Annotated in this window: 15 protein-coding genes; 3 read left to right on the top strand and 12 right to left on the bottom strand. The window is 72.6% G+C overall.

Annotation, left to right across the window (positions count from 1 at the left end; genetic code table 11):
* A complete protein-coding gene (locus ASE20_RS19045; protein ID WP_056896130.1) occupies positions 1–756 on the bottom strand; it encodes a YcnI family protein in 756 nt (251 codons plus the stop codon).
* 65 nt (positions 757–821) lie between these two features.
* A complete protein-coding gene (locus tag ASE20_RS19050; protein ID WP_056896131.1) occupies positions 822–1,373 on the bottom strand; it encodes a hypothetical protein in 552 nt (183 codons plus the stop codon).
* Positions 1,374–1,541: 168 nt separating this feature from the next.
* Between ASE20_RS19050 and ASE20_RS19055 the strand changes: the two genes are divergently transcribed.
* The 3 genes from ASE20_RS19055 to ASE20_RS19065 all read left to right on the top strand — a co-directional run bounded on the left by ASE20_RS19055 (position 1,542) and on the right by ASE20_RS19065 (position 6,099).
* Positions 1,542–3,623: a carboxypeptidase regulatory-like domain-containing protein gene (locus tag ASE20_RS19055; protein ID WP_056896132.1), complete on the top strand. Its 2,082-nt coding sequence runs from the start codon at positions 1,542–1,544 to the stop codon at positions 3,621–3,623.
* A gap of 98 nt (positions 3,624–3,721) precedes the next feature.
* On the top strand, positions 3,722–5,536 hold the full coding sequence (locus ASE20_RS24435; RefSeq protein ID WP_082612583.1) for a TIGR03032 family protein: 1,815 nt from the start codon (positions 3,722–3,724) through the stop codon (positions 5,534–5,536).
* 20 nt (positions 5,537–5,556) lie between these two features.
* Positions 5,557–6,099, top strand: a complete 543-nt coding sequence (locus tag ASE20_RS19065) for a GrpB family protein (RefSeq protein ID WP_056896133.1) — start codon at positions 5,557–5,559, stop codon at positions 6,097–6,099.
* Here the strand turns inward: ASE20_RS19065 and ASE20_RS19070 are convergent.
* The 10 genes from ASE20_RS19070 to ASE20_RS25330 form a co-directional block, all read right to left on the bottom strand.
* Positions 6,080–6,586 (bottom strand): hypothetical protein, encoded by a 507-nt coding sequence (locus ASE20_RS19070; RefSeq protein WP_056896134.1) that lies wholly within the window; start codon positions 6,584–6,586, stop codon positions 6,080–6,082. The genes ASE20_RS19065 and ASE20_RS19070 overlap by 20 nt on opposite strands.
* A complete protein-coding gene (gene rodA, locus ASE20_RS19075) occupies positions 6,583–7,815 on the bottom strand; it encodes a rod shape-determining protein RodA (RefSeq protein WP_056896135.1) in 1,233 nt (410 codons plus the stop codon). The genes ASE20_RS19070 and rodA overlap by 4 nt, the downstream gene beginning before the upstream one ends.
* A gap of 9 nt (positions 7,816–7,824) precedes the next feature.
* Positions 7,825–9,939 carry a penicillin-binding protein 2 gene (gene mrdA / locus ASE20_RS19080; RefSeq protein ID WP_056896136.1) on the bottom strand — a complete coding sequence of 705 codons (2,115 nt, stop codon included), beginning with the start codon at positions 9,937–9,939 and terminating at the stop codon, positions 7,825–7,827.
* A complete protein-coding gene (gene mreD / locus ASE20_RS19085) occupies positions 9,936–10,520 on the bottom strand; it encodes a rod shape-determining protein MreD (protein ID WP_056896137.1) in 585 nt (194 codons plus the stop codon). The genes mrdA and mreD overlap by 4 nt, the downstream gene beginning before the upstream one ends.
* On the bottom strand, positions 10,517–11,473 hold the full coding sequence (gene mreC, locus ASE20_RS19090) for a rod shape-determining protein MreC (protein ID WP_082612585.1): 957 nt from the start codon (positions 11,471–11,473) through the stop codon (positions 10,517–10,519). The genes mreD and mreC overlap by 4 nt, the downstream gene beginning before the upstream one ends.
* 6 nt (positions 11,474–11,479) lie before the next feature.
* Positions 11,480–12,511 carry a rod shape-determining protein gene (locus tag ASE20_RS19095; RefSeq protein ID WP_318655583.1) on the bottom strand — a complete coding sequence of 344 codons (1,032 nt, stop codon included), beginning with the start codon at positions 12,509–12,511 and terminating at the stop codon, positions 11,480–11,482.
* A 209-nt stretch (positions 12,512–12,720) separates the two neighbouring features.
* Entirely contained in the window at positions 12,721–13,449 is a 729-nt protein-coding gene (locus ASE20_RS19100) for a septum formation family protein (RefSeq protein WP_056896138.1), read from the bottom strand.
* Complete coding sequence (locus ASE20_RS19105; RefSeq protein WP_056896139.1) at positions 13,446–14,039, bottom strand: hypothetical protein; 594 nt, start codon at positions 14,037–14,039, stop codon at positions 13,446–13,448. Before ASE20_RS19105 ends, ASE20_RS19100 begins: the two co-directional genes overlap by 4 nt.
* A 221-nt stretch (positions 14,040–14,260) precedes the next feature.
* Positions 14,261–14,671, bottom strand: coding sequence for a nucleoside-diphosphate kinase (gene ndk, locus ASE20_RS19110; protein ID WP_056896140.1), 411 nt, complete (start codon positions 14,669–14,671; stop codon positions 14,261–14,263).
* A gap of 69 nt (positions 14,672–14,740) precedes the next feature.
* Entirely contained in the window at positions 14,741–15,574 is an 834-nt protein-coding gene (locus ASE20_RS25330) for a MerR family transcriptional regulator (RefSeq protein ID WP_056896141.1), read from the bottom strand.
* Positions 15,575–15,580 lie beyond the last annotated feature (6 nt).

Raw genomic sequence — 15,580 nt, forward strand, 5'->3', positions numbered from 1 at the left:
TCAGGCCTTCTTGCCCGAGCGGGCCAGGGCGAGGCCGCCCAGCGCGAGACCGCCGACACCGGCGACCAGGCCGCCGATCGCCAGGCCCTTGCCGTCCGAGCCGTCAGAGTCGTCGCCGGCGTCGCTCGCCTCGGCGTGCCCGTCCGCCTCGTCCGCCTCGTCCGCCTCGTCGTCCGACGCCGCCCCGTGGTGGCCCTCACCCGTCGCCGCGGTGATGGTGAACGCCGGCGCGGGGTGCTCCAGCGTCTCCGGGTCCTGGCCGTCGGCCGCGGTCTCGTTCCATGCCGTCTGGCCCTTCACGCAGGTCTGGATCACCGGGAAGGAAAGGCTCTTGCCCTCCTCGTCGGGCAGCTGGAGCGAGAGCTCCATCGTGTCGCGGTAGCCGTCCTCGAGCGGGGTCTTGGCGGTGTAGACGACCTGGCTGGTCCGCTCGGTGATCTCGTTGCCGTCGTCGTCCTTGATCGGGTCGGCGAGCTGCTCGGTGACCTTCTTGATCGTCCAGCCCGGGTTCACCGTCGGCGTGACCGAGACGATGTCGTCGGGCAGCGCGATCGCGACCTCCTTGGTCGGGGATCCCTCGCAGCCGTGCGGGACGCTGAAGGTCAGCACGGCGTACCCGCCCGCAGCGGTCGTGTTCGGGGAGACCGACACGTGCGCGCTGGCAGCGCCGGCGCTGAGGGCGACGATGCCCAGCGCGGCGGTGCCGGCACCGAGGACGCGGACGGGGGTGGGCAGGGTGAAGCGTCGGTTCTGCATGGTTCTTCTCTCTGTCTGAGGCGGTGTGGGCAGGCAGCAGCGACCCGCCCGGCACCCGACAGAGGTCAGGCCCGGGCGGTCGCCGGCACGACCACCGGCGGTCCGCGCGTCGGCGTCGCCGCGACGAGCCACGCCGAGCGGGGTACGACGAGCCGGGTCCGCGCGGGCAGGCGCGGGGCCGAGGGAACCGGCAGCACGCCGGTCCGGGCCCAGCCGAGCAGCACCTCGGTCGCCCGGCGGCGCAGCGACCACATCACTCCGGTGACCACCGCCGCGACGCCGTGGGCGGCGAGCATCGACGGGCTCAGGCCGAGCAGCATCGCGCCGTCGTGGCCGTGACCGGCGTGCGTGGCCGGGCTGAGCGCGACCAGCCAGGCGTGGCCCAGCACCTGCACCACGACGAGGGCCGGCAGCACCACGCGGATGCCGGCCCGGCGGCGCAGCACGGGGCCGCTGGCGGCGTACACGAGGGCGCCGAAGGCGGCGAGCCACAGCGGCTGGGGAACCTCTCCCCCGGCCGCCACGTGGGCGAGCACGAGGGCGGCCACGCTCTCGAGGCTGCCGAGCACCGCCGGGACCGCGACACGCTGGCGCGGGGTACGGCGGACGGTCAGCACGGCCCCATCATGCCGGAGCGGTCCAGACCACGGCGCGCGGATCCCGGGGCACCGTCCTCGGTTCCGCTGTGCACGGTGAAAAGTTCCGCGTTCTCACCCGGCTGCCGGCCCCCGTCCCTAGCCTCGTCCCGCCCCCACGCCCCATCCGTACGACCCCAAAGGACTCCGATGGACAACAAGTTCACCCTCCTGTCACGGCAGCGGTGCCGGTGGGCGGCAGGGACCACCCTCGCCGTCGTGGCCGCCGGCAGCCCGCTGATGGTCGCCAACGCGGCCTACGCCGCCGGTACCGGCATCGTCAACGTCCACGTCACGGCGGGCACGGGCGCGCCCCTGTCCGGGCAGAGCGTCACGCTGTACAGCACGGCGACCGGCAGCCCGGTCCAGACGGCGCACACCACGGACGGCTCCGGCGACACCAGCTTCACCGGGCTCGACGCAGGCGGCTACACCGCCAAGGTCGCGGCCAGCGCGAGCTTCCGCGAGGAGTACACCCCGGTCGTCGTGATCGACGGCGACGGCGACGTCGAGTACGCATCGGCCAGCCTGCTCGCCGTCGGGATCACCCAGGGACGGCTCACCGGCACCGTGGCCAAGCCCGGGAACCGGCTCGACGCGGAGGTCCGCATCTTCCCGTCCACGGCCACCAACGCCAGCATCGCCAGCGGGGAGGTCGGCCCGGTGGCGTACGCCGGGGCGTACGACTACGACTACGACTACAACGACGTGGCCGAGGACGACTGGTCCACCAAGCTCCCCGCGGGCAGCTACAAGGTCCTGGTCGGCGACGACCGCTCCGGCGACACGGTCTGCCACGGCGACTTCTACGACGGCTACTGCGACGGCTGGGAGGAGCACACCCAGCAGGTCTGGGTCGGCTCCGGCGCCTCCAACGACGCCGACCACGCCGGTGTCGTGACCGTGACCGCCGGCCAGTCGACCGGCACGGCGAAGGTCACCTTCCCCGGGACGGTGACCCCGACGGCGCCCACCCGCGTCGGCGGCACCGTGACCGGTGCGGGCGGCGCCACGCTGGCCGACGTCCGGGTGCGCCTCTTCCAGCAGCAGGAGGACCTGAGCTGGAACCAGATCACCAGCGACTGGACCGGCTCGGACGGCACGTTCTCCTTCAGCACGATCTACGACTACGCCACCGAGACCGAGACCCCGCTCCCCGCCGGCGTCTACACGGTCTCCTTCGACGACAGCCGCGACGAGTACGGCGACGAGTTCTACGACGACAAGGCCACCGACTACCCGTACTCGCCTCCCGAGGGCGTCACGACGCTCACCCTGGGAGCGACCGGTTCGCAGACCGCCAACGCCGCGCTCGCCCAGGTCGCGCTGGACAAGTCGAGCGGCCTGAACGGCAAGGTCACCGACGACATCGGCGTCGGGCACGCCGGTGAGATCTCGGTCTACGACACCTACGGCAACCGCGTCCTCGACTGGTCGACCCGTCGCGACGGCACCTGGTCGATCCCGGCCACCCAGCTCGCGCCCGGCAGCTACAAGGTCCGGGCGTACGACGACGTCGACATCAGCAGCTGGCTCGGCAGCACGGCGTACAGCCTGGCGACGACGTTCAAGGTCCCGGTGAAGGGGACGGCCACCACCGGCAACAGCAACCTGAAGCGCTGGGGCTCGATCGGCGGCACCCTGTCCTTCGCCGCCACGGCCGGCACCGACACGAGCGAGTCGTGGATCACGCTGTACGACGCGGACGGCGAGCGGGTCGACAGCACCGAGGCCACCAGCAACGGCAGCTACACCTTCGGCCACCAGCGCCCGGGCACCTACTACGTCGGCGCGACCGGTTGGCGCTACAGCTCCTTCGACGAGAGCGACCTCCAGGTCAGCCGGGTGGAGTACATCAAGCAGTTCTGGAAGGCGAAGTTCACCCTCGCGACGGCCACGCCGATCGCTGTCGGCTCGGGCGGCAAGGTCACGGGCGTCAACATCGCGCTCGGACGCACGCTCAAGGCGATCGCGCTGCCCAGCATCGTCAAGCCCAGCTCGGTCGTGGTGGGCACGATCCTGAAGTCGAAGGTCGGCACGTGGAACGTGCGGACGGGCGTCACCTACAAGTACGAGTGGCGGCGCGGCACGGTCGTCGTCGGTCGCGCGTCGAGCTACAAGACGGTCAAGGCCGACAAGGGCAAGACGCTGACCCTGCGGGTCATCGCGTCGGACTCGAGCGGCCGGTTCCTGACCGGGAACGCCACCAGCGCGGGCGTCAAGGTCTCCTGACCGCCTCCGCCGCCCGCTGATCGAGGGACCTCCCGCCGGACCGGCGGGAGGTCCCTCTCCCCTTCCTGCCCTTCACCGACTGCTGGGAGAGTCGTCCCGTGACCACACCGCCCCGCCTGCGCCACCCGGTCTTCGTGGTCGCCGCGCCGCACTCCGGCGCCGAGACGCTGGTCGCCGCCCTCAGCGGGTACGACGGCACGTCCGCCCTGGCGCTCGCGGAGCCGCTGGCCGCCGTACCGCGGCTGTTGCCGGCGGAGCGGGGGTGGGACACGGCGCGGCTCGGCATCCAGGACGCCCGCCCCGCGGTCGTGGCCCAGCTCGAGGAGGCCTGGCAGGTCGCCCCGGACACGCGGCTGGTGGCCTCCTGGCCGGACGCTGCCCTGCAGGTGCGCTTCCTGCGCGCGGCCTGGCCCGACGCCCGCTTCGTCTTCGTGCAGCGCGACCCGCTCGAGGCCCTCGCCGGGTCGCTCGCCGCCTGGGAGTCCGGTACGACGGGCGCGACTCCCCTGCCCGGCTGGACCGGCCCGGCATGGACCGGCCCGCTCACCCCCGAGTGGCGCGGCCTCGCCGGCGCCGACGCCGCCACGGTCGTGGCGGACCAGTGGCGGCGCGTGGTCGACCTGGCCCTCGACGACCTCGAGCGCCTGCCGCCGGGCGCGTGGACAGCGATCTCGCACCACGACCTGCGCGCCGAGCCCGAGCGGGTGCTCGCCGGCCTGGCCGAGTTCCTGCGCCTGCCCGCGCCGGAGGCGCCCCCCACCCTGCCACCCGACACGCCGGTGGCAGCCGTCGACGACCGGCTCCGGCCGGTGCTGCCCGCGGTCGCCGCAGCGGCACAGCGCGCCCGGGAGGCCCTCGACCGGCGCCCCGTCGGACGCCACCGGGAAGCACCCGACGCGGCGTACGCCAGCACCTCCACGCCCAACTTCGCCGAGCTGCTCCGGCTCACCGGGAGCAGCCTGGTCGTGAGCACCTACCAGACCGGCCGGGTGGTGGTGATGCGCGAGCAGGACGGCGGGCTCAACACCCACTTCAAGCACTTCGAGAAGCCGATGGGCATCGCCCACCACGGCCCCGTCCTCGCCCTCGGGACCCGCAGCGAGGTGATCACCTTCCGCAACGTGCCCGGCCTCGCCGACCGGGTCGGTGCGCAGCACGACGCGGTGTTCGTGCCACGCACCCGGCTGCACACCGGCGACATCCGGGTCCACGACCTCGCCTGGGCAGGCAACGAGCTGTGGGCCGTCAACACCCGGTTCTCCTGCCTGGTCACCCTCGACGGTGTGCACAGCTTCGTACCCCGCTGGCGCCCGCCGTTCATCTCGGCCCTGGCGCCCGAGGACCGTTGCCACCTCAACGGACTGGCGGTCGTCGACGAGCGCCCCCGCTACGTGACGGCCCTCGGGACCACCGACGCCGCCGGCGGCTGGCGCCCGGGGAAGGCCGACGGCGGCGTGGTGATGGACGTGACCACCGACGAGATCGTGTCGTCCGGGCTGTCGATGCCGCACTCCCCGCGCTGGTACCGCGACCGGCTCTGGGTCCTCGAGTCCGGGCAGGGCAGCCTGGTGACCGTCGACGTGACGACCGGCGAGCGGACCACGGTCGCCCAGCTCCCCGGCTTCACCCGCGGCCTGGCGTTCGCCGGGCGCTACGCGTTCATCGGCCTCTCGCAGGTCCGCGAGGCCGTCACCTTCGGCGGCATTCCCCTCACCGCCCGGCTCGAGGACCGGCAGAGCGGCGTGTGGATCGTCGACATCGAGACCGGCGAGACGATGGGCTTCGTCCGCTTCGAGGACCGGGTCGAGGAGGTCTTCGACGTCGCGCTGCTGCCGGGCATGCGCTACCCCGAGCTCCTCGGCACCGACGACGAGCGGCTGGTCGACAGCTTCATGGTGCCGCCCGGCCACTGAGGGTCGGACACAATGGTCCGGTGCGCGTGACCGTCCTGCCCCACGACCCGGCCTGGCGCGCTGCGTTCGAGACCGTCCGGGCCGACCTCGCCGGCGCGCTGGCCGGCGTACCGGTGGCGGCGATCGAGCACGTCGGCAGCACGTCCGTGCCCGGGCTGGCGGCGAAGCCGATCCTCGACATCGACGTGGTGGTCGAGCGCGCGCACCTGGCCGCCGCGATCGCCGCCCTCGAGGCGGCCGGCTACACCCACGAGGGCGACAAGGGGGTGCCGGACCGGCACTTCCTGCGGGCGCACGAGGGTCCGGACCGGCACGTGTACGTGTGCGTGGCCGGCGCCCTGTCGCTGCGCAACCACCTCGCCGTGCGCGACACGCTGCGCGCGGACGACGAGCTGCGGGACGCCTACGGCGCGGTGAAGCTCGCGCTCGCCGCGCAGGAGCTCGACGGCATCGAGGACTACATCGACGGCAAGAACGACATCGTCCAGCGGATCCTCACCGCTGCCGGGATCACGACCGACGACCGCGGCGCGATCCTCGCGGTCAACCGGAAGCCGTCGTAGCGGCCAGCTCCGCGTCGATCGCGGCGACCAGCTCGGCGCGCAGCTCGTCGTGCTGCGGCCCCAGCCCGTGCCGGGCGACGTCGACCCGCTGCTCCCAGTGGTGCAGGGCGGCGGGCCAGCGCACGAGGTCCTCGGGCTCCCACTGGTAGCGCGGGGTGACGTGGGCGTGCAGGAAGGCGTCGGTGTTGCCCTGGATCTCGAGGTTGATCCGCCGGAACGCCGGGTCGCGCCGCGCGCAGACGGCGGCGACCGCCCGGCCGAGCAGCGCCATGTCGGCGAGGAAGGCCAGCTGGTCCTCGACCGCGAGGTCGGTGAGCTGGTCGGCCTCGGGGTCGTCGGTGATCAGCACGCAGTAGCCGGGCAGGTGCTGCACGTCGCCGATCACCGCGAAGCCCGCGGTGAGCCGGCGCAGCACGGTCGGGTTCGTCCCGGCGAGCGCCGAGCCGACCCGGTCGACGCGGAAGTCCGTCATGCCCTGGTCGGTCATGCCCGGACCAGCACCCGCTTCTGCGGTGCGAGCCGCGAGGCGGGCGCGGTGAGCGTGCGCAGGTGGATGTTCTGCAGCAGGCCGACGGCCAGCATGCCGGCGAACATCGACGAGCCGCCGTAGGAGACGAACGGGAGGGGGACGCCGGTCACGGGCATGATCCCGAGGCACATGCCGATGTTCTGGAAGGCCTGGAAGCCGAACCAGCAGGCGATGCCCGCGGCGGCGATCCGGCCGAAGACGTCGTCGGTGCGGGTCGCGATCCGCAGCGACCGCCACAGCACGATGCCCAGCAGCGCCACGATCACGGCGGCGCCGACCAGGCCGAGCTCCTCGCCGGCGACCGTGAACACGAAGTCGGTGTGCTGCTCGGGCACGAAGCCCGACTGGGTCTGCGAGCCGTCGAAGAGGCCCTGCCCGAACAGGCCGCCGTTGCCGACCGCGATCCGTGCCTGCTCGACGTTGTAGCCGGCACCCTTCGGGTCGAGGTCGGGGTTGGTGAAGGCCAGGAAGCGGTCGACCTGGTACTGCTTCAGGAAGCCGCTGACGACCGCGAACACCGCGATGCCGATGCCACCGGCGCCCAGCAGCCCGAGCCAGCGCCGGTCCGCGCCGGACGCCGCGATGACGCCGAAGACCGTGGCCGTCAGCACGAGCATCGTGCCGAGGTCGGGCTGGGCGAGGATCAGGACGGCGGGGACGCCGGCCACGACGAGCATGAGGAGCACGTCCGTCGTACCGACCCGGTCGCGCCAGCGGCCCTCGCTGCGCTCGGCGACGACGAGCGCCATGCCCACGACGACCGCGAGCTTGGCCAGCTCGGAGGGCTGGAAGGACATCCCGCCGATGATCAGCCAGGAGCGTGAGCCGTTGATGGTCGAGCCCATCGCGAGCACGAGCACCAGGCCGGCGATCGCGACGAGGTAGGCGATCGGCGCGAGGATGCGGACCCACCGGTGGTCGGTCATCACGACCGTCGCCATCAGGCCGAGGCCGATCACCACGTTGATGAGCTGCTTGACCAGGAAGGCGCGCGAGTCGCCGCCGGTGAGGTCGTCGCGCTCGAGGGTGGCCGACCAGATGAGCACGCAGCCGATCAGGGACAGCGCCAGCACGGCGGCGAGAAGGATGCGGTCGACGTCGCCCCACATCGGGAAGGCGACCCGGCGCGACGCGGTCGTGCGGCGCGTGCGCGCCGTCGCGCGCGAGGACTGGATGCGGTTGCTCATTAGGCCGTGTCAGTCCTTCCGGGCGGGCGGCAGGATCGAGCCGTCGTCGCCGAACAGCGGCAGCGCGGCGGGCGCCGTGACCCCGGGGATCGCGGCCTTGTTCTCGTTGACGTCCTCGCCGTCGACGCCGTAGAGCGCCTCCCAGATCGCCCGGACGCCCTCACCGGTCGAGCCGGAGCCGGTGCCGGCCTGGCTGATCATCATCACGACGACGTAGTCCTTGGTGTACGACGCCACCCAGCCGGTCGACTGCTTGCCGTAGACCTCGGCGGAGCCGGTCTTGGCGCGGATCGTCACCTTGTCGAGCGGGAAGCCGCCGAGCTTCCACGCCATCGTGCCGCGCGAGGCGACGCCCTGGAGGGCCTCGTCGAGGTAGCGCAGCACGCTCCTGGGGATCTTGAGCTTGCGCTCCTTCTTCGGCTTGATCTCGCGGATCACCTTGCCGTCGGGCGAGACGACCGCCTTGCCGACGCGCGGCTCCCACAGCGTGCCGCCGTTGGAGATCGCGGCGTACCCGCGGGCGAGCTGGAGCGGCGTCACGATGGTGTCGCCCTGGCCGATCGCGAAGTTCGCGGCGTCGGTGATCTTGTACTTCCAGCCCTCGATGCAGAACTCGCGCGAGAACTTGTAGACGAAGTCGGAGGTCTTCGCGTCCTGCGGCTTGTCGGCGATGCCGCAGTAGTAGTCCTTCATCGAGTCGTAGTAGGCCTTCTTCCACTTCCGGTCGGCGACCCGGCCCGACGCCTCGCCCGGCAGGTCGACGCCGGTGCGCGAGCCGAAGCCGAACTTCTCGGCCTGGCTGACGAGCGGGTCCCGGGCCGAGATGTCGTCGGGGTCGGAGCCGAGCTTCTGCCAGAAGTGCATGCCGACCTGGAAGAAGAAGGTGTTGCAGGAGACCTCGAGCGCGCGGGCGAAGGAGATCGCGCCGTAGGCGGCGGACTCGTGGTTGTGGAAGGCACGGTTGCCGATCTGCACCGCCGAGGAGCAGTTGAGCGTCGTGTCGGGCGTGTAGCCGTGGGTCAGCGCGCCGACCGTCATGAACGGCTTCCACGTCGAGCCCGGCGCGAACTGGCCCTGGAAGGCACGGGAGAGCAGCGGCGTGCCCGCGGCCTCGGAGTAGAGCCGGCTGAGCTGCTTGTCGGTGATGCCGCCGACCCACACCGAGGGGTCGTACGTCGGCTGGCTGGCCAGCGCGACGATGCGGCCGGTCTTCGCCTCCATCACCACGGCGGCGCCGGAGTCGGCCTCGAAGTTGCGCTTCGTGACCGGATCGAGGGTGGCCCGCTGGGTCTGGATCATCTTGTGGAGCTGGGCCTCGACGACCGACTGCACCTTGGCGTCGATCGAGGTGACGAGGGTGTCGCCCGGCTGGGCGGCGAGGTCGGAGACGTCCTGGCGGACCCGGCCCTTGGAGTCGACGGCGACCTGCTGGTAGCCGGGCTGGCCGCGCAGGAACTCGTCGTACTCCTTCTCGACGCCGGCACGCCCGACGACCGAGGCGCCGTTGACGGAGCTGTCGCCGTCGTCCTCGGCCTCCTCGAGCTCCTCCTTGGTGATCGGGCTGAGGTAGCCGAGCACGTGGGCGGCGTTGATGCCGTAGGGGGCGGGGTACTGGCGCACGCTCTGCCGGTCGACCACGACGCCCGGGAAGTCCTCGGGCTGCTCGAGGATCCGCAGCGCGGCGGTCTCCTTGACGTCCTGCGCCACCGGGACGGCCTGGTAGGGCGAGCCGTTCCAGCACTCCCCCGCGACCGAGCCGGGGTCGCCGCACAGCAGCAGCTTGCCCTCGATCCGGCGGACCTTCATGCCGATGGCCTGGGCGGTGCGGCGCAGCAGCTCGGCGCGGTCGGCGTCCGACATCTTGCCGATCAGGGTGCGGTCGAGCGAGACGACCCAGGTCAGCCGGTTGGTGACCAGCGGGCGGCCCATCGCGTCGACGACCAGGCCACGCTGCGGCTGCACGACGATCTCGCGGACCGACTGCGAGGCGGCCTGGCCCTGGTACTCCTCACCGGAGATGACCTGCAGGTAGTACAGCCGCGCGCCGAGGGTGGCGAGCAGCGAGAAGACCAGCGTCTGGATGACGATCAGGCGCAGGCGGCTGCGGTGGGAGGCGGCGCTCACGCCCACATCCCCTGCAGGGCGCGCTCGCGGCCCAGCCTGCGGAAGAGCCAGTACGTCGCCGGCACGACCAGCAGCGCGAAGACGACGTCGAGCACGAGCGCCACCAGCGCGACCTGCAGCAGGTCGGCGACCGACGCGGCCGAGTCACCGAGGAACAGCCCGCTCAGCGCGAAGACGGAGGTGCCGACGAAGGAGCCGCCCGCGGCGGCCGCGAGCACCAGGGTCAGCGGCGGGCGCCGGGCGCCGTCGGCCTCGAGCCGGCCCACGTCGGAGGTGTTGTCGTGGGCGAGGCGGCCCACGACGTACCCGACCGCCATGAGGGCGAGCGCCCACCGGCCGGCGACGTGGTCGGCGGGCGGTGCGAGGTCGAGCACGAGGCCGGCGAAGAAGCCCGTGAGCATGCCGTAGCGGGTGTCGGTGGCGAGCGCGGTGGCGACCACGACGAGCAGCACCACGTCGGGGACGACGCCGAGGCCGCCGACCTCCCAGGCGAAGTGCGGGAGCACGGTGACCTGCACGAGCAGGGCCGCCAGGACCGCGAGCAGCACGGTCACGAGCCGGCCGGTCGAGCTGGTCCTCATCGCATGCTCCCGTCGGCCTCGATGACGTGCCCGGACGTGCCGGACGGGACGACCACGCCGACCAGGTCGAGCGCGGTGAAGTCGACGCCCGGCGTGATGACGGCGCGGTAGGACGTCTCGCGCAGCGACTCGTAGACCTTCACGACCTTGCCGATCGGCACGCCCGCGACGTAGGGCGCACCGTTCCTGCTGCCCCAGGTCACGATCTCCTGACCGACCTTGGGCACGACGTTGCGGTCGACGAGCTCCATCTCGAGGCGGTCGTCGGTGCCGAGCGCGCCGGTGCCCCGCACGAAGCCGAGCTCGAGGTTGGTGCCGATCCGCCCGCCCACGTTGGACGTGTCGTCGATGATCAGCAGCACGGTGGCGGTGTGGCTGGTCACCGAGGTGATCCGGCCGACCAGGCCCGCGGCCGCGACGACCGTCATGTCGGGGTGCAGCCCGGAGTCGGAGCCGGCGTCGATGGTGACGGTGCTGGAGAAGTTCTGCGCGGCACCGATCGCGATCACCCGGGCCGGGACCAGGGCGTAGCCGACGTCGCCCGCGAGCTGCCGGAGCCCGTCGAGCTGACGCAGCCGCGCGTCGTCGTACCCGGACTTGGCGAGCTGCTGGGCCTGCGCGGCGTTGTCGGCCTCGAGCTCGCGGACCTGCTGGCGCAGCGCGTCGTTGGTGCGGAAGGTGTCGGGCAGGTCGCTGACCGGGCGCACGACGGTCGCGACACCGGCCTGGATCGGGCCGACCACCTCGCCGACGCCCTGGCGGACGGTCTCGACCGGGGACCCGTCGCCGCCGGCCTTGTCGACGACCATCAGGGTGGCGCAGGCCAGCAGCAGGGCCACGACGAGCGAGCGCGACGGGCGGCCGCGGTCGTCGTCGGGGTCGCGCTGCGGCGCCGGACGCCGGGCCGGGCCGTCGCTCGCGCTGGAGCGGATCGGGCGGGTGTCGATGGCCATGGGTGCTCAGAACCGCCTGGGGTTGGTGACCAGGACCTGCTGCAGCGCCTCGAACTCCTCGACGCAACGCCCGGCGCCCATCGCGACGGACACCAGCGGGTCCTCGGCGACGTGCACGGGCATGCCGGTCTCGTGGCGGATCCGCTCGTCGAGGCCGCGCAGCAGCGCTCCCCCGCCGGTCAGCACGATGCCGCGGTCCATGATGTCGCCGGCCAGCTCCGGCGGGGTCTGGTCGAGGGTGACCCGGACGGCGTCGACGATCGCGTGCAGCGGCTCCTCGAGCGCGTGCCGGATGTCGGCGCTGGTCACGGTGACGGTGCGCGGCAGGCCGGTGACCATGTCGCGCCCGCGGACCTCGCCCTCCGGCTCGCCGGGGCGCGGGAACGCCGAGCCGAGGGTGATCTTGACGTCCTCGGCGGTGCGCTCGCCGAGCATCACGCCGTGCTCCTTCTTCATCCACGCGATGATCGCGCCGTCGAGGTCGTCGCCCGCCGTACGGATGGAGAGGGAGGTGACGATGCCGCCGAGCGAGATGACGGCGACCTCCGTCGTCCCCCCGCCGACGTCGACGATCATGTTGCCCGTCGCCTCGTGGACCGGCAGCCCGGCGCCGATCGCGGCGGCCATGGGCTCCTCGACCACGTAGACGCGGCGGGCGCCGGCCTGGTAGCCGGCCTCCTTCACCGCCCGCTGCTCGACCGGCGTGATCGAGCTCGGGACGCAGATGACCATGCGGGGCTTGGCGAAGTAGCGACGGCGGTGCACGCGGGCGATGAAGTGCCGCAGCATCTGCTCGGTCGCCTCGAAGTCGGCGATCACGCCGTCGCGGAGCGGGCGCAGCGCCGTGATGTTGTCGGGGGTACGGCCCAGCATCTGCTTGGCCTGGTGGCCGACCGCGATGACCTCGCCGGTGGCGTCGTTGAGCGCCACGACGCTCGGCTCGTCCAGCAGCACCCCACGGCGGCGGACGTAGACCAGCGTGTTGGCGGTGCCGAGATCGACGGCCATGTCCCGGCCGATGATGGAGTTCGCCCTCACGCTTCCTCGCAAGACGTCGCCGGGCAGGGTCAACTCGACCCAACCCTCGTGCGCCTTCGGGGAAGCCGACCCGCTCCCCCGCGGTGCGAGGAGTGTGTCGGGGTGGAGGCCGGGCGCACGGACCGACCGCCTCCACCAGCGAGGGTAGGTAAGCAAGAGGGGTCAGCCCGGGAGCCACGCCGCACCGGCGTGGCGCGGGCTCAGCCTGCTCAGCGGCGCGACCCGTAGAACGACTCGTCGACCGGCCCGGCGGGATCACGGGCGAAGCAGAAGATGATCCGCTCGCCGTCCTCCCAGTCGTCCTCGTCGGGCGCGACCCAGGTGACCTCGAGCTCGGAGTCCTTCAGCGGGATTCCCACCCACTCCCTGAACTCGTGCCCGCGGCACTGCCTCGCTCCCCGGCGCTCCAGGGCCGCGTCCCCGGGGAAGGTCTCGTCGTCGAGGACCACGATGCCGATCGACTCGAGGTCATGGCTGTCCTCGCAGTTGACGCGGTGGTCGGCATCCTCCTCGCCGCGCAGCGCGGGAAGGACGATGCAGTCGTTGGCCTCGATGTCCGCGATGCTCGCGATCACGTCGGGGTCGCCGTTGACGTGCGGCAGGGCGTCGTAGACCCCGATCGCAGGGGAGGCACCGCGGCTCGGCTCCGGTACGACCAGCCAGACGTAAGCCACCAGCACGGCGCTGCCCACCGCGACAGCGTTCACCGCGAGCGCGGCGATCGCCAGCCCGCTGCCCTGGTCCTCCCCGGTCGCCCGGCGGTGCGCAAGGACCCGCAGCGCCAGGACGGTCGACACGATCGTGCCGATGTAGCAGCAGCCGACCAGCGCCCACCCCAGCGACCACCCCGCGGTGGCCGAGGTGACGGTCGCCGGCGCGTGCCCGCCCACGGTGGGGCGGTGGCTCGACCCGGGACGCGACCAGTCCGCCGCGCTCATGTCGCGAGCCCGATCGGGGCGCTCATCTGCTCGCCGCCGACGAAGCCCGCGAGGCAGAGGAACTCGTCCTCCTCGGCGGGCTCCCACGGCTTGCCGACCAGGATGACGGTCAGCACGTAGCGACGGGTGGACAGCTCGGTCCGGTAGCGCTCCGAGATCAGCGGCCGGCAGAGACGGTCCGCAGGGACGTCGAGGAAGTCGCCCACCTGGAAGACGTCCAGCTCCCCACGGTGCAGGACCTCGGCATCGTGCGAGTCCGTGCACGAGGTGCCGATGACCGTCGCCGCGAAGGTCTCGTCGTCGACCCGGACGTTCACGCAGTCTCCGGTCGCGACGCCGTCCAGCCGGTCGGACGCCCGCTCCTCGGTCCCCCGCAGCAGCAGGGCACCGACGCCCAGCACGAGCGGGACGAGGAGTCCGCCCACCACGGCGAGGACGGCGCACCAACGGCCCCGGCGCTCGCCGCCGCGGGTCGCCCGGATGCCGAGGACACCCAGCCCGACCGACACCGGGGCGGCGATCACGGTGCCGAGCAGCAGCAGCGCGGCGACCGAGCGCTCGTCGTACGGCGGGCGGGGCGGCGGGGGCACGAATCCGTGGCCGGCCGGGTACGGATCACCCGGGTACGGGCCGCCGGGGGAAGGGTCGAAGGGGGAAGGGCCGAAGGAAGGGCCGCCTGGATGGGTCACCGCTCTCCCCGTCACTCCGTCGCTCGCCGAGTCGAGCGCGGGCGGGGTACGCCCGGCGCTCCTGCACGGACCCTAGGTCCGGGCCGGAGCCCTGTCAGGCGATTCGGGCAGCTGCCCGGAGGTCAGGCGAGGCCGGGGAACCAGAGCGCGATCTCGCGCGCGGCCGACTCGGGCGAGTCCGAGCCGTGCACCAGGTTCTCGCGGTTCGACAGCGACAGGTCGCCACGGATCGTGCCCGGAGCAGCCTTGCGGCCGTCGGTCGCGCCGTTGAGGGCGCGGACCACCTCGATCGCCTCGTCGCCCTCGAGCACCAGCGCCACCAGCGGCCCGCTGGTCACGAAGGTGCGCAGCGGCGGGTAGAAGTCGCGCTCGACGTGCTCGGCGTAGTGCGCGTCGGCCTGCGCCGCGTCGATGTGGCGGTGCTCCATGGCGACGATGCTCAGGCCCTTGGCCTCGAACCGTGCCAGCACGTTGCCGACCAGGCCGCGGCGTACCGTGTCGGGCTTGAGGAGGACGAGAGTGCGTTGGGTCACGTGCGTGACCCTAGCGGGCGCGGGTTGCGGGCAGGCCAGGCACGTCACCTCACCCGGTCTCGTGACGCGTCACAGGCCCGCTTGCTTCGCGGCGCGGGCCTGTCGACGCTCCTCGACCTTCGGGCGTGATCCGCGGCCTCGTCCCTCGGCCGCGGCGCCCTCCAGCGACTGCGTGATCAGCTTGTTGGCCGAGCGCTGGAAGCCGCGCACGATCGCCTCGAGGGTGAGCCGGCGCAGCGTGCCGATGGTGGCCTCGAGCTGCTCGGCGTCCTCGCGGGAGTGGCTGCGCTCGTGGCGCCACGGCTCGACGACCTCGTCGTGCAGGACGCGGGTCAGCTCCGCGGCGAGGGCGGACATGTGGCGCTCGATGGCCTCGCCGGCGGCGCGCATGCCGGCGACGGGGATGTCGACCTGGAGCAGCTCGACGGCGACGTCGAAGCCGTGGACCGGGGTGAAGTGGTCCTCACCGACGCGGCGCAACAGGCCGAAGTCCTCGATCAGGGCGACCTCCTCGTCGGTCAACTTGCGCCCGGCGTGCTGGTCGAGCTGGCGGCGGGTGAGCTCCTGGGGCTCGCCCACGGTCCAGGACGTGAGCATCGCGCGCTGGACGGCGAGGTCCTCCACGCCGGCGTCGGCGGGCAGCGAGGCGAGGTACTTCTCGATCGCCTGGAGGGTGAAGCCGTGCTCCTGGAGGGCGCGGATCATCTCGAGCCGGGCGAGGTGGGTGTCGTCGTACCAGGCCATGCGGCCGCGGCGCGCAGGCGGCGGGAGCAGGCCGAGGCTGGCGTAGTAGCGGGTCGTGCGGACGGTCAGTCCCGCCGCGGCGGCGAGCTCGTCGACCGTGCGCAGCGCGCTCTCACCATCGGACTCCCGAGTCGGTTCGACCCCCGCGACTGCGCTCATGACTGT

The sequence above is a fragment of the Nocardioides sp. Root240 genome, assembly GCF_001428825.1.
Taxonomy (GTDB): Bacteria; Actinomycetota; Actinomycetes; order Propionibacteriales; family Nocardioidaceae; genus Nocardioides.

What these genes read in the sequence shown, in the direction of transcription:
- ASE20_RS19045 (WP_056896130.1), bottom strand. Translation starts at nt 756, where the DNA reads ATGCAGAACCGACGCTTCACCCTGCCCACCCCCGTCCGCGTCCTCGGT.
- ASE20_RS19055 (WP_056896132.1), top strand. Translation starts at nt 1,542, where the DNA reads ATGGACAACAAGTTCACCCTCCTGTCACGGCAGCGGTGCCGGTGGGCG.
- ASE20_RS19070 (WP_056896134.1), bottom strand. Translation starts at nt 6,586, where the DNA reads ATGACCGACCAGGGCATGACGGACTTCCGCGTCGACCGGGTCGGCTCG.
- rodA (WP_056896135.1), bottom strand. Translation starts at nt 7,815, where the DNA reads ATGAGCAACCGCATCCAGTCCTCGCGCGCGACGGCGCGCACGCGCCGC.
- mreD (WP_056896137.1), bottom strand. Translation starts at nt 10,520, where the DNA reads ATGAGGACCAGCTCGACCGGCCGGCTCGTGACCGTGCTGCTCGCGGTC.
- mreC (WP_082612585.1), bottom strand. Translation starts at nt 11,473, where the DNA reads ATGGCCATCGACACCCGCCCGATCCGCTCCAGCGCGAGCGACGGCCCG.
- ASE20_RS19100 (WP_056896138.1), bottom strand. Translation starts at nt 13,449, where the DNA reads ATGAGCGCGGCGGACTGGTCGCGTCCCGGGTCGAGCCACCGCCCCACC.
- ASE20_RS25330 (WP_056896141.1), bottom strand. Translation starts at nt 15,574, where the DNA reads ATGAGCGCAGTCGCGGGGGTCGAACCGACTCGGGAGTCCGATGGTGAG.